The 12,800-nt window shown below is 69.7% G+C and carries 12 protein-coding genes; 4 read left to right on the forward strand and 8 right to left on the reverse strand.

Going from position 1 to position 12,800, the window contains the following annotated elements; translation table 11 throughout:
• Positions 1-8: 8 nt before the first annotated feature.
• From AC3IX6_RS06975 to AC3IX6_RS07000, 6 genes are all read right to left on the reverse strand, one after another.
• Positions 9-1,103 carry an alpha/beta hydrolase gene (locus AC3IX6_RS06975; protein ID WP_489369362.1) on the reverse strand — a complete coding sequence of 365 codons (1,095 nt, stop codon included), beginning with the start codon at positions 1,101-1,103 and terminating at the stop codon, positions 9-11.
• Positions 1,100-1,861, reverse strand: a complete 762-nt coding sequence (locus AC3IX6_RS06980; RefSeq protein WP_489369363.1) for a 2-oxo acid dehydrogenase subunit E2 — start codon at positions 1,859-1,861, stop codon at positions 1,100-1,102. The genes AC3IX6_RS06975 and AC3IX6_RS06980 overlap by 4 nt, the downstream gene beginning before the upstream one ends.
• On the reverse strand, positions 1,858-2,085 hold the full coding sequence (locus AC3IX6_RS06985; protein WP_489369364.1) for an acyl carrier protein: 228 nt from the start codon (positions 2,083-2,085) through the stop codon (positions 1,858-1,860). Before AC3IX6_RS06985 ends, AC3IX6_RS06980 begins: the two co-directional genes overlap by 4 nt.
• Positions 2,082-3,953 (reverse strand): HAD-IIIC family phosphatase, encoded by a 1,872-nt coding sequence (locus tag AC3IX6_RS06990; protein ID WP_489369365.1) that lies wholly within the window; start codon positions 3,951-3,953, stop codon positions 2,082-2,084. The genes AC3IX6_RS06985 and AC3IX6_RS06990 overlap by 4 nt, the downstream gene beginning before the upstream one ends.
• 6 nt (positions 3,954-3,959) lie before the next feature.
• Positions 3,960-4,991 carry a 3-oxoacyl-ACP synthase III family protein gene (locus tag AC3IX6_RS06995; protein ID WP_489369366.1) on the reverse strand — a complete coding sequence of 344 codons (1,032 nt, stop codon included), beginning with the start codon at positions 4,989-4,991 and terminating at the stop codon, positions 3,960-3,962.
• Between the two features lie 145 nt (positions 4,992-5,136).
• On the reverse strand, positions 5,137-5,562 hold the full coding sequence (locus AC3IX6_RS07000) for a nuclear transport factor 2 family protein (protein WP_489369367.1): 426 nt from the start codon (positions 5,560-5,562) through the stop codon (positions 5,137-5,139).
• A gap of 183 nt (positions 5,563-5,745) precedes the next feature.
• On the opposite strand from AC3IX6_RS07000, the gene AC3IX6_RS07005 reads away from it, so the two are divergent.
• Both AC3IX6_RS07005 and AC3IX6_RS07010 read left to right on the forward strand, forming a co-directional pair.
• Entirely contained in the window at positions 5,746-6,948 is a 1,203-nt protein-coding gene (locus AC3IX6_RS07005) for a cytochrome P450 (protein WP_489369368.1), read from the forward strand.
• A 5-nt stretch (positions 6,949-6,953) separates the two neighbouring features.
• Positions 6,954-7,151, forward strand: a complete 198-nt coding sequence (locus AC3IX6_RS07010) for a ferredoxin (RefSeq protein WP_489369369.1) — start codon at positions 6,954-6,956, stop codon at positions 7,149-7,151.
• A gap of 109 nt (positions 7,152-7,260) precedes the next feature.
• Here the strand turns inward: AC3IX6_RS07010 and AC3IX6_RS07015 are convergent, their stop codons facing one another.
• Positions 7,261-10,209, reverse strand: a complete 2,949-nt coding sequence (locus AC3IX6_RS07015) for a helix-turn-helix transcriptional regulator (RefSeq protein WP_489371360.1) — start codon at positions 10,207-10,209, stop codon at positions 7,261-7,263.
• Positions 10,210-10,582: 373 nt separating this feature from the next.
• Here AC3IX6_RS07015 and AC3IX6_RS07020 point away from each other — a divergent pair, with 373 nt between their 5' ends.
• Positions 10,583-10,792, forward strand: a complete 210-nt coding sequence (locus tag AC3IX6_RS07020) for a DUF6059 family protein (protein ID WP_489369370.1) — start codon at positions 10,583-10,585, stop codon at positions 10,790-10,792.
• A 101-nt stretch (positions 10,793-10,893) separates the two neighbouring features.
• Here AC3IX6_RS07020 and AC3IX6_RS07025 read toward each other — a convergent pair whose 3' ends face one another.
• Positions 10,894-11,118 (reverse strand): hypothetical protein, encoded by a 225-nt coding sequence (locus tag AC3IX6_RS07025; protein WP_489369371.1) that lies wholly within the window; start codon positions 11,116-11,118, stop codon positions 10,894-10,896.
• 114 nt (positions 11,119-11,232) lie between these two features.
• Here AC3IX6_RS07025 and AC3IX6_RS07030 point away from each other — a divergent pair, with 114 nt between their 5' ends.
• Entirely contained in the window at positions 11,233-12,795 is a 1,563-nt protein-coding gene (locus AC3IX6_RS07030) for a hypothetical protein (RefSeq protein WP_489369372.1), read from the forward strand.
• Positions 12,796-12,800: the final 5 nt, after the last annotated feature.

Below are 12,800 nucleotides of genomic sequence, written 5' to 3' on the forward strand. Positions count from 1 at the left end.
GAGCTTGCCTACCTATCGTTGTGTGCGAAGCGTGAGCGGAGGCGCAGCAGCCGCAGCAGTGCGCCGAGCAGCGCCGGTTTGATTCCGTGGTGGCCGGTCAGCCGCATGAGGGACTGGACGATCCACAGCCGGCTCTCCAGAGCGTGGCGGGGGGATCCGTGCACGTCGTCGTTGTCCAGTACGTGCAGGTCGCGGACGTTCCTGCGCAGCATGGCCAGGTCCTCGGGCGGGATCACCTCGTCCCGGCGGCTCGCCAGGTAGTACACCGGGATGTCCAGCGCCTTGAGTTGTTCCTCGATGAGTGCCAGGCCGGGCAGGAGTCCGCCCAGTTCCTCGGTGGTGGTGCGGGCGAGGTGGGCCAGCGTGTCCACCGTGACCCGGGGGACCTGGCGCTGCCACTCGCCGTCGGTGAAGAAGGCGCCGACCGGTGCGCCCGCGGTGATGACTCCGCGGATGCGGTGGTCCGTGAGCGCGCAGCGCAGCGCGAGGTGCCCGCTGAAACTCAGCGCCAGCGCGGTGGTGTTCGCGGCGTCGGCGCGGTCGGCGACCGCGTCCAGCACGGCTGTGATCATGCGCCAGCTGTCCGTGTCGTACCGCATGGTGTTCTCGCCGACGCCGGGCATCTCCGCGACCACGGCCGCCAGTCCCAGGCGGTTGGCCAGCCTGAGCGTCGGAGCCCACTGCTCCTTGACGCTGATGATGCCGCCCATGATGAGCACCAGCGGGCGCGGGGCGGAGGCGTTCAGTCCGGTGGCCCAGCAGCGGACGCGGCCGCCGAGGACGCTGAGCTCCAGCGATTCGATGTCCTGCTGGGTCTTGCTCCAGCGTTCGAAGGCGCTGAGGTAGCTCTCCTGGGCGCCGGCCCGGCCGGGCCCGTCCACGTAGGGGAAGCGGGCCATCACGTAGCGGCGGTTGGCCTCCAGGAGGTCTCCGCCCTCTTCCAGGGCCTCGCCGGCCGCGCGCCAGACGGCGGCCCAGGAATCGGGTGCGCCGTCCGTGTCGCTGCCGATCCGGTCCAGGATCGGCTGGTACTGGGCGGCGCTCAGGCCCTGGGCCTTGGCGTGTACGACGATGAACTGTTTCAGTTCCGCGATGTCGTTCATGCCCAACCGCCCGGCCTCTCCAGCGCGTTCTTGATCTCGGTGAGGATGTCGGCCGCTTCGCCGCCGTCGATCACCCGGTGATCGAAGGAGAGGCTGAGCCGCATGACCGGGGCGGTGGTGACCTCGCCGTCCCGTACGACGGGCCGGGTGAGGATCCGTCCGACACCGAGGGTGATCGTGGTCCCGCCGACGGAGTGGAAGCCGTCCACCGCCCGGTGGCCGAGCGAGGTCACCGCGAAGGTGCCGAAGACCTCGGCGCGCCGGGCGAGTGGCTGGACGAAGCGCCGGAAGACGAACCTGCCCACGGGGGTCGGCAGGCCCTGGAGCTTGCGGACCCCGGCGAATTCGGCCATCTGCTCGGCGTCGCCGTCGCGGTAGTACGAGACCCGCTCCTGGATCTGTGCCAGGTCGGCCTTGGCCAGGTCGGGGAGGACCGCGGAGAGTACCGCCCGCTGTCCGTCGAGCGTCCGGTCCAGCGCCAGCTTGGCGTTGACCTCGGAGTAGTGCGCGATCCGGGGAAGCCTGCGGCCCTTGATCGCCGCGTTCGCCTGGGGGTGCGCGGCGAGGATCCGGGCGCCGGCGTGGAGCACGTAGCTGACCAGCGAGTAGCGCTGTCCCTGTTCGCGCGCCGCCTCCCGGTGCCGCAGCACTTCGTCCATGTCGACCTCGGTGTCGAGGAAGACCGGGGAGAACGAGCGGATCTGTTCGAGGAAGTACAGCGTCTGTCGTCGCTGTCGGACCACGGGCCGACCGGTCACGGACCGACCGCCAGCCTGTAGACGTCACCCAAGGTCGGTGCTTCGAGCAGGTCGGGGACGGAGACGGGCCGGCCGGTGCTGCGTTCGAGCGCCATCACCAGGGTGAGGAGGTGCACCGAGTCCCATCCGGGGACCCGGTCGAATCCGGTTTCCAGGTGATCGGCGGTGATCGGTAGTCCCACCTCGTCGCACACAAGGGTGACGAACTCGTCGACGGTGTTCACTCTGCGGTCCCTTCGGCGGGGGTGATCAGCTGGATGTGCTCGGGAGTCGGCGGGATCCCGGTGAGGTCGTGGGCGAAGACGGCTCCCGTGTCGTCCCGGGAGATCGGGGTGAAGCCGTTCCGGGTGTAGAAGTCGGCGACCTTGCCGTTCTTGGCGGTCGGCCGGTAGTGGCCGACGACCCGGTCCGCGCCGGTCGCCGCGGCCTGACGCAGCACTTCGGCCAGGCAGGCCTGCTCGATGCCGCGGGCGAAGACCCGGCAGCTGAGCAAGAAGTTCTCGATCTCGACGGTTGATCCGGTGCGGCGCAGGAACACCGCTCCGACCAGTCCGTTGGCGCCGAAGCGGTCGCCGGAGTGGATGCCGAGCACGGTGGTCGAGGCGTCGTCCAGCAGACGGCTCACGTCGGCCTGCTGGAGTCGCTCGGTCGTGAGGTTGAACTGGTTGGTGCGCAGCGTGATCTGTGCGGCGCGGGCCACCTCGGCCGGTTCCACGGGGCCGAAGCGCACCCACACTTCCAGCTCGCGGAGGTAGTCCTGGAGCGAGTCGAAGCTCTGCAGGAAGTCGTTGCGGACCAGCTCGTCGCGGTACGTGGCGGGCCGGGCCCGGTCCTCGTCGGTGACCTGTACGACGTCGAACCACCCGTCGTGCAGCAGCCGTTCCACGTGCCGTGCGGGCTCCCTGTCCACCTGTACGACGGCCACCTCGGGCAGCTCGTGTCGTACCAGCCCGCATTCGAAGGGGCTGTCGTCCACGAAGACGAAGCTGTCGACACCGATGTTGAGGTCGGCGGCCAGGTCGTTGAGGTTGTCGTGCTTGGGACGCCAGTTGGCGATCACGCGAACGAAATCGGGTTCGCGGAGCGTCATCTCGGGGTGCGTGCGCAGCGCGTCGCGGACCGGCTCGATGTCGTTCTTGCTGACCGCGGCCAGCAGCACGCCCTGGGAGCCCAGTTGCTTGGCTACCTTCTGGAACGTGCGGAATGCCTCGCCCTTGTAGCTGCCGGCGACCTCGATGCCCTCGGGCCCGCACTCGCCGAGAATGCCGCCCCAGACGGTCTCGTCCAGGTCGAGGACCAGGCACTTCTTGCTCCGGCCGGCGATGTTCCTGGCGAGGTGTCCCGCCTGCCTGGCGTACCGGGCCAGCAGGGCCGGCGAGAGGTTGGCCTTGGCGTAGCTGCTGAGCCGGGTCTCGGTGAGGAGGATGCCTTCGGTCAGCAGGGCGTCGAGGTCGAGCACCACGACGCCGGGATGCGCGTCGACCAGCCTCAGCAGGGCGGCGTTGGCCTCCCGCCACACGGCCCCCAGCTGGGCCCGGGAACGGTGGTCCACCAGTTGGGCGAGCACGGTCTGCGGCAGGGGCAGCGTGTTCAGGACGAGCGTTCCGCTGCCGTGGGCGGCGAACCGGTCGACCAGCCCGCGGATCAGAGCGACCTTGGCCTCGACGGCCTTCGCCACGTCGGCGACGTGCCAGGGGGTGGGTACCTCGTCGAGGACCGCCTTGTGGTCCAGGACGCACAGCACCAGGTCGGGCGATGCGGCCCACAGTTCGCTGTCGGGTGCGGACAGCTCCGGGACGTAGCTGCCGAAGTCGGTGAAGTGCGGTCGCAACAGCAGTCCGTGCCGGGCGAATTCGGCGGTCAGTGGTGCGAGCAGGCCGGAGAGGGTTCCGTTGCCGGTGACCGCCACCCGGATCTGGGGCGCGTCCGGGTTCTCCTTGCCGACCTGTTCGGCGTCGAGGCCGGCGAGCAGTTGCCCGGCCCGGGCGAGCTCGTCGTCCGCAAGTCCGGTGAGGACGCGGCGTACCTCCGGGTACCGCTCCGCGAGCGTGCCGGAGCGGTGGGCGGCGGTGAGATCAGCGAGCGTTTCCATGTCGGTTCAGACCTTCCCCAGGGCGAAGCCGGCCTTGATCCACTTGCTCGACTCGATCGCGATGCCGATCGCCCGGTCCCCGGGGGCCATCTCCGGCAGCAGCCGCTCCAGTTGGACGAAGGGCGCCGCGTTCCCGATGTTGGCGATCTCGGCCACGCAGCTGATCTCCTCCGCGCCGGGCAGACCGAGCTCCTTGACGATCCGGGCGGTCATCGTGCCGGAGAGCTGTGGTGCGAGCAGGTAGTCCACGTCGGTGTCGGTCCAGTCCAGCTCGTCCAGCAGTTCCCTGAGCACCTCCACCGCCATGCCGGGCACCAGCTGCTCGATGGCCTTGTAGTCCTCCTGGAGCGCGGGGGTGCCGGGGCGTCGGTTCGCCTGTCCGTACCAGTCCACGACCTGACCCGGCGGACGGCCCAGCCCGACGAGCCGGTTGAGGACGCTGTGCACCACGGCGGCGTCGGCAACGGGTTCGGTCGTCAGGACCGCGGCCCCCGCCCCGTCCCCGAACAGCACCACGTTGACGAGTTCCGTGGGAGCCATGGTCTTCAGGTCGAAGTCCACGTCGAAGTGCTTCGCGCACACGTCGCCGCCCAGTACCAGGGCGGTCCGGTACTCCCCGGTCCGCAGGAGCTGGCGACCGAGGTCGAGCGCGCCGACGGCTCCGGTGCAGCCCGACTGGAGCTGGTAGGTGGGGATCCCGTCGATGCCGAGCCGCTCGGCCACCATGTTGACCGTGGCCGGCATGAGCTGGTCGGGCGTGGCGGTGCCCAGGACCATCACGTCGACGTCCTCGGGCCGCAGGCCGGCGGAGTCCAGCGCCCGCCGTGCCGCCGTGGCGGCGAGCTCGGCGAGGGAGGAGCGGACTTCGCCGCTCTCCAGGTCGACGGCCAGGTGCCGGGACCGGGTGCCGATGAAGACGTCGACCCACTGCTCCCAGGAGGTGTCCATGTTGAACCGCCGGGCCAGGGCCGCATTGTCCACGGGCTGCCCCGGCAGCGCCGAGCCGGCCGCCATGATGCGTACCTCGGGCATGCTCATTCAGTCGGTCCCTTCGGCAAGTCCGCGTGGATCGTTGAGAGATGGTTGGTGTACTCACGAATCTGGACGGTGCGGCTAAAGCCACCCTGAAGGTGTTCCGAAGCCGTCCCCGGGGCCGGCCCGGCCGGCCCCGCAGACCGCCCTGTCAGGTGGTCGGGGCCATCCGCTCGGCCATCTGCGCCTGGAAGGCCTGCAGGTAGGCGAAGTCGAGGTACTCGTGCCCGCCGGTCACCAGACCGTCGCGCAGCTCGAGGAAGAAGGCGTAGCTGTTCCGGAAGTTCAGGCCGAGGGTCGAGCCCTCGGCGGAGGCCCGGATCGCGACCCGGTCCCCGTCGGCCAGCACGCTGTGGACCTGGTAGACGAGTCCGTCGACCCACACGGCCCGCATCCCGCCGACGCCCGTGAGGAATTCGGCCTTCGTCTGGAGCTCGGGCAGCGGGTGATGGCTCGCCGGGGTGGCGGCGGCGACCCGCCACGTGAAGTCGGCGGCCAGCAGCTTGTCGACCGCCGCCACGTCGCCCTGGCCGACGGCGTGCAGAAGTTCCTGCGCGATCTGCTTGTTCTGCTCCATTGCTTTCCTTCTCTCCCTGACGTCCACCTGTGAGCAGGGACGTTAGGAAGGCCCCCTTAAGCGGCTCTGTGCCGGAGCTAAGGCGCGCACGGCCGGTCGCCTTTAGACATCGACAAGGGAGGCCTAAGCGCCGCCGGTCAACGTCGGCGTGCAAGCGTGCCCAGGACTTATGAGGAGCCGACCATGCTGACCGAACCGCCGCAGACAGTTGAGGAACTCGGACGCCGGTGGAGCCTCTTCCAGCCGTGGCTCCAGGAAGACCCGGTCTCGCAGTTCGACAAGCTCCGCGAGTCCGCACCGATCGTGCGGTCGGAAGAGCTGGGCGGCTTCTGGATCCTGACCCGGTACGAGGACATCGAGTGGGCGGCCAAGAGCCCCGAGATCTTCTCGAACTCGAAGGTCAGCATTCCGCACATCCAGCTCTACGCCGGCAAGCAGATCCCCGTCCAGCTGGACGGGGAGGAGCACCGGCTGTGGCGCCAGACCCTCACGACCGTGTTCAACCCCGCCGTCGTCAACCAGATCACCCCTCAGATCCGCCAGGCCGCCGTCGAGCTGATCGAGCCGATCGCGAAGCGCGGGACCTGCGACGCGATCGCCGACTTCGCCATCCCGCTGCCGGCCGAGACCTTCCTGATCAACTTCGGCATCGGGCGCGAGAACCTCCAGCAGCTGCTCGACCACAAGGACTGGCTGCGCAAGAACGCGATGCGCGGCACCGACCAGGACCGCTACGCGGCCAGCAAGCCGCTGTGGGGCTTCTTCTCGGAGGCCGTCGACAAGCGCCGGGCCGACGGCTTCGAGGACGGCTTCGACGTCGTCAGCCTTCTGCTGAAGTCGAAGTTCGAGGGACGGGACCTCACCCAGGACGAGATCGTCAACGTGGTCTTCATGACCATGCTGGCCAGCCTGGACACCACGAACTCGATCCTGGGCCTGATCCTCCTGTACCTGGCCGAGCACCCCGAGATCCAGGAACTCATCGCCACCTCACCGGACAAGATCCCGCTGATCATCGAGGAACTGATCCGGTACCAGGCCATGGGCAGCTCGGCCCGCGTCCTGACGCAGGACGTCGAACGCCACGGGGTCACCATGCGCGCCGGTGACCAGGTGCTGATGTCCTGGGGCATGTCGGGTCGCGACCCCGAGGCCTTCGATCACGCGGACCAGGTGGACTTCGACCGGTCCGCGGTGCGTCACCTGAGCTTCGGCATCGGCCCCCACCGCTGCCTGGGCATGCACCTCGCCCGGCGCATCCTCAAGGTCGCGCTGGAGGAGTGGCACCGGCTCATCCCGAGCTACCACGTGACTCCCGGCTCGAACCGTACCCACCACTACCTCCCGGTCCGCGGCATGGACCGCCTCGACCTGACGGTCGGGTGAAGCGGGTGGTCACCGTCCAGGTCGACGAGTCCGCGTGCAACGGCCACGGGCTCTGCCAGGTGATGAGCCCGGCGGTCTACGAGGTCAACCCCGACACGGCCAAGAACGAGGCGGGCCGTTTTGAGGTGTCCGCGGCGCTCAGGTCGGCCGCGCTGAACGGCGCGAACGCCTGCCCGGAGCGGGCGATCACCGTCCTCGAGTAGCCGCGCCCGTCCGGGGGACGGGGACGGGCCGCATGCCCCCCCCCTCCCCCGGACCGCGCACTTCCGACCGAGCCCGTACGACCGGTCGGCCGGAAGCCGCTGGGCCCTGTCAGTCCTCGGCGGTTCCCCGCGCACCGCTTCGCTCGCTGATCCAACTGGCGAGATGCGCACGGGACTTGACTTGCAGCTTGCGATAGATGTGCGTCAGATGGGCCTCGACGGTTCGCGGGCTCAGGGACAGCTGGAGTGCGATGTCCTTCGTCCGTTCGCCGCTTCCCGCGAGTCGGGCGATCTCCGCCTCGCGCGCGGTCAGGAGGTCCATCCCGTCATCCTCGCCGGCGATCTGCTCCTCGCCGCCGAGCGGATGGTCCAGTTCCCACCGCAGATCCCTGACCTGCTCGTACGTCCGCCAGGCACCGCTCTTGCGGGCCAGCTCCCCGGCGAGCGCCAGCAGCGCCGGCGCTTCCTCCCGCGCGCCCGAGGCCATCGCGCACTGGGCGGCCAGGACCGCCATCCGCGCCTGCGGCACGTCCATGCCGACCTGGGCGAGGATCTGCGCGGCCTCCAGGTAGGCCCCCGTCGCCGCCCGGTGATCGCCCCCAGCGCGGAGCGCGTGCGCCCGCGCACCCAGAGCGAAAGCCCGGTGCGACCGCAGACCGGTGCGACCCGCGACGGTGAGGGCCTCGGCCGCCCAGGTGTCGACCGAGGCGGCGCCCACCAGGGAGGCCGCCATGGCCAGCACCTCCAGGCAGCGCGCGCGCTGCACCAGGGGGACACCCGGCAGGCCCGCGCCGTTGCCCATGTTCAGCATCAGGTCGATGCAGCGCTGCGGCTCCCCCGCCTCCAGAGCCGCCTCGGCCAACGCCAGCATGGCCGGGGCGCGCCCGTAGGTGAAGTCCGCCGGCAGGAGCGCCACGGAACGCTCGGCGAGGTCCACCGCCCTCTTGTGGCTCCTTCCGTCCATTGCGGTGGCGATGGTGGACTGCCGCGCGAGCGCCAGGCTCCGCAGGTGGACGGCGCCCATCTCCCGAGCACCCCGGTCCGCCTCGGTGGCGGCGCGCATGGCCTCGTCCAGCCTTCCGACCGGGGAGTACAACGCACTCAGCCCCAGCATCACGGAGGGCAGGTAGTGGAGGTATCCGTGGGAACGCGCCAGCATCCTGGCCCGCAGGAGGTGCCGTTCGGCATCGACGAAACGATCCAGGTACACCTCCACCCAGCCGAGCGTCGCAAGGTACTCGACCCTCGGGCCGAACTCGGCGTGCGGAAGCCGGTCGACCATCGGCACGCAGGCCTCGACGGCCTCGACGGCGCTCCCCAGGTCGCCGTCGACCAGCCGGTCCCGCGCGACCGCTATCAGGGCGCCGACGCGATCGGTACGGCTGCCCTGGCTGACCGCCAGCCGCAGGCAGCGCTCCGCCAGGATGCGCGACGCGGCGCTGTCCCGCTGGTCCCCGGCGAACGCCCGCGCCAGCATCAGCTGCATGCGCTGGGCCGGGGCGCCCGGAGGCAACTGGTCCAGTTCCTGCTGGACCAATTGACCCGCCTCGGCGTGACCGCCCAGTGCGCATTCCAGCTGCACGCACAGGGCCACCACGGCGGTGCGGACGTCCAGGGGCTCCGCCGGCATCTCGGACAGAACCTCCCGGTAGATCTCCCGGCTCCGCGCGGCCTGACCGGTCGCGACGAGGGCGCCGGCCAACTGCAGCCGGATGGCGACCCGCTCGGCCCGGTACCGGTCGCTGTTCCGAGTCACCTTCAGCATGAGCTCCAGCCAGCGCGTGGCCGTCACGGGACTGACGACGACGACGCGTTCCAGTGCGCGGGAGAGCAGCTCCAGGTCGCCCGGGCGAGGGTGCTCCAGCAGCCGCTCGACATGGACGCAGAGGTCGTCGGCGTGCGCGTTCCGGTCGAGGAGGACTTCGAGGACCCTTCGGTGGGCCGCTCTCCGCCAGCCCGGATCGGTCTCCCTGCGCACCGCCCTGCGCACCGTCGAGTGCCGGAAGGCGTATTCCAGCAGCGAGTCGGCCCGCTGCCGGACGAGATCGCGCGCCACGAGTCCGGATATCGCCACCGCCACCCGGGCGGCGTCCAGTTGGGCGACGGCCGCGACGGCGTCCAGGTCGAACCGGTCTCCGATGACGGCCGCCGCCATCAGCACCCCGTGTTCGGCCGTGTCGAGCGCCTCGACTTCGCCGAGCAGACGATCGGCCTGGTCGTCGTGGACACCGCCGATCAGGTCCGGCCGGTCTTGGTTGCCGACCTGCGCAAGGGTCAGCAGGTACGCCGGTACCCCGTCGCTCTGCCGGTGCAGCCGGCGTAGCTCGTGGTCGTCCGGCGCCATTCCCAGGATCTCCGCCGCCTGTACGACCGAAAGCGGACCGAGCCGGACCCGCTTCACGGTGCCCAGTTCGACGCCGTGGGAGAGCGTGCTGCGCAGGCGCGGCGAGGTCTGCCTGGGCCGGTGCGCGACCACCAGGAGGAGCCGGGATATCGGGAACCTCGCCAAGTGGTCGAGGAACTCGACCGACTTCGTGTCGGCGTGGTGGAAATCGTCTAGCACGGCCAGCATGCCCCTGCCGGCGCAGTGCTCGAGGAACACGCGCATCGCGTGGTTCAGGCGTGGCAGTTCGGACTCCGAGACGCTTCTGCGAACATCCCCGACCCGAGGCCGGGAAAGCAGCTTCCGCAGCACCTCCGCGCATCCGGCGGGAAGTTGGTCGAGCACGCCGAGCGCGGGACCACTGCGCAGGATCTCGACGAACGGATGAAGCCCGATCCCCTTCTCCGACTCGGAGCACCGGCCGACCAGGACCTCGATGTTGCGCCGCTCCGCTTCCCGCACCAACGCGGCGACGAGCCGGGTCTTGCCGACCCCGGGATCCCCCGCCACCTCCACGATGCGACCCGGTTGCCGCTCAACCGCCTCAAGCGTTTCCGCCAGAGTGTCCAGTTCTGTGCGATATACCGAATTTGATAGTAATTGCAACTGTGCATCATTCATTCCGCGCGTCACCTCCCCCGTACAAATGATCAACCTACACTCGGGGCCTCTCATCAGGGCAAACACTGCCGGAGTCCATGTCAAGTCCTGTATGGATGTGAAGATTCGGAAAATTCACGCTGGAATATCTCACCTATCTGCAATTCATCCGGAGCGCGGCCGTCCGGGGTCGGGGGGCCTCTGCACGGGCCGAGGGTGACACACACCCATGAGGCTGGATATTTCCAACAGGTTTCCACTGCCCGCCACTTGAGGTCCAGCCGTCGGCCACCCCCGGAACCTCCGATGCGTCCCGCCCGCGCGCCGCCCAATGATCGCTTAAGAGCCTGTCGTCATTCTTGTGCCGACCTGCAGCAGCGATCCGAAGCGGAGGCACGTGATGGGCAGGAGCCTCTGGTCAGCCGTCCTCCGGGGAATTCGAAAGATCGTGCCGGACTGGGAAACGCTCGGCCTGTGCTGGGCATCGATCTCGGTGGGAGCGGTGGTCCTTCCCCCGGTCCCCCCTTCCACCGACGCCGCCGACCCCCTCGCGGCCGACGCCTCCCTGTCGGGTCCACCTTCAGGCCATCCGGAGCGCGTGGATCCGTCCGCCCCCCTCAGCGACGTCGAGCGCGCGCTGTGGTCCCAGCTGACCTGACAGCGCCCGGACCTACTGGACGAGACCCACGTCGTGTCGGGCGTGGCTCGGTTCCCCCGCATCACACCCGTTGATCGCCGCGCGAGCGCCGGTGGCGTGACCTAGTGGCGCTCCCGGCTGGTGAGCAGCAGGCCTCGGGTCCATGCGGTCAGCTGGCGGACGATGGTGGTGGCCTGTGGGCTGCGGCGGCGGGAGAACGGGAGCACCAGGAGGGCGGGTACGGAAGCGAGCGTCACGATGACGACGGGCACGAGTGCGAGCCCGACGATGAGGACCCGCGCGGCCCATCGGGCGCCGGCGATGGTCGAGGTCCAGACGGTGGCCATGGATCGGGGTCCTTCCGGTGCGGCTGATGGACGACCTCAGCGTGGGAGGGCCGGGCTAGGCTGCGACAGCCGCAAGGCTTGCCGGTACGGGTGCAAGGCAATGAGGAGGCCGGGATGCCGGAGATGGCCCGCTCAGCTGCGAGTTCGTCCGCGACCGAGCGGGGCGAGGTGCCGGAGGTTGCGGCCCTCGGCAACACGTTGACGGGGCTGTTCAAGACCCTGGGCGTCTCGCAGGAGGCGTACGCGGTCCGCGTCACCTTGGACGCCGCCACCGTCTCCCGCTTCCTGCGCGGGCGCCGGGTCGCCACCGAGGACTTCATCGGCCGCCTGATCCGCGAGGCGGAGCACAAGCTCGGGGCCCCGCTCACGGAGGAGGCCAAGGCCGAGGTTCACCGCCAACGCCTCGCGGCCTTGCACGCCACCAACCCCTCCGGCTACGAACTGGAGTGCCTTCGCGACGAGATGATGCGCTCCCAGCGCACCATCACCCGGCTGACCCGTCAGGAGGAGGCGCTGCACGACCTGTTGGCGAAGCGTGAGTCCGAGGTCCTGGCCGTGAGGGGCGAGCTCGACGCCCTCAGCCGCGACTGGTCCGCGGACCTGACCGCCGCCACCCGCCGCGAGGTCGAGCTCCGCACCGCGCTCGACCAGCACACCTCCGTCCGCGACACCCTCCTCGCCGAGATCGCGAGGCTCCGCGCCGATCTGGCCGACACGTCCGCCCTGCGGGCCGACGCGGAGACCCGCTGCCGGGACCTGGAGGACCGGGTTCTGGCCATGGAGGAGGAACTGGCCGGGCTCCAGAAGCCGGATGGCGAGGGGCCGATCGAGTTGCTGTTGGAGCGACTTGAGGCGTTCCGTTCCAGCGGTGATGTACGCGCGCTGGGCCGCGAGTTGGCCGACGTGGCGTGGGCACGTCCGGCCGAGGAGATCGTGATGGTGCTGCAATGGCTCGGGGACGCGCGTGAGCGTTCCAGGGGGCAGTCCTTGCTCAGCGATGTCGCTCAGGCCCGGTCTCTCGCCGTGGTCACGGAGATCGGGGACCTGGTACTGCAGGGGCCGTTCTCGGCAACCTTCACACACCATCTCGTCGAGTGCGCCGCCCGATTCCGGTCCGTGCCCGAGCTGGCCGCGCTGCTGCGCGACTGGCAAGGCGGGCCCTGGCCCACATCGCCCGACGTCCTCGTTTGCCTGATGGATACGGACCGACCTGCCGCTGAGGTGTTGGAGGTGCTCTCGCTCCTGTCCGACGAACGAAAACTGGTCGGGCGGAGTCTGCTGGCAGCCGCAGGTACCTACCGTCCTCCCCAGCACATGGTGGCCGTTCTCGCGGAGCTCGCCCATCGCGGTGACAGACACCTCATCCGCATTCCGCTGGGAGACCTGATGAGGCGCATCCACGCCATGGGGCTGGGGCAGCCCTTTGCCGCCGATCTGATGACGCTCCCCGAGGACCGGCGGCGCGCACTGCTGGAACACATGGCCGAGGCACCGATGAGGACCCTGCTGGACTTCCTCGACACGCTCAACTCTTCGCCCGGGACGACACGAGCGGCCAGGGCGCTGCTCGACCGGATCACGGCTGCAGGCCGCGGGTCCGATGTGCGTTCGTACCAGGGAAAGCGCGCCCGGGCGTACCCGAACCACGAACCGGAGGACGTGCCGGACGGTCTCTGACCGGG

The organism is Streptomyces sp. GL_141 (assembly GCF_057834385.1).

Excerpts from the sequence above, each read along its gene's own strand:
- AC3IX6_RS06975 (WP_489369362.1), bottom strand. The coding sequence starts at position 1,103 with ATGAACGACATCGCGGAACTGAAACAGTTCATCGTCGTACACGCCAAG.
- AC3IX6_RS06990 (WP_489369365.1), bottom strand. The coding sequence starts at position 3,953 with ATGGAAACGCTCGCTGATCTCACCGCCGCCCACCGCTCCGGCACGCTC.
- AC3IX6_RS06995 (WP_489369366.1), bottom strand. The coding sequence starts at position 4,991 with ATGAGCATGCCCGAGGTACGCATCATGGCGGCCGGCTCGGCGCTGCCG.
- AC3IX6_RS07000 (WP_489369367.1), bottom strand. The coding sequence starts at position 5,562 with ATGGAGCAGAACAAGCAGATCGCGCAGGAACTTCTGCACGCCGTCGGC.
- AC3IX6_RS07005 (WP_489369368.1), top strand. The coding sequence starts at position 5,746 with ATGCTGACCGAACCGCCGCAGACAGTTGAGGAACTCGGACGCCGGTGG.
- AC3IX6_RS07015 (WP_489371360.1), bottom strand. The coding sequence starts at position 10,209 with ATGAGAGGCCCCGAGTGTAGGTTGATCATTTGTACGGGGGAGGTGACG.
- AC3IX6_RS07025 (WP_489369371.1), bottom strand. The coding sequence starts at position 11,118 with ATGGCCACCGTCTGGACCTCGACCATCGCCGGCGCCCGATGGGCCGCG.
- AC3IX6_RS07030 (WP_489369372.1), top strand. The coding sequence starts at position 11,233 with ATGCCGGAGATGGCCCGCTCAGCTGCGAGTTCGTCCGCGACCGAGCGG.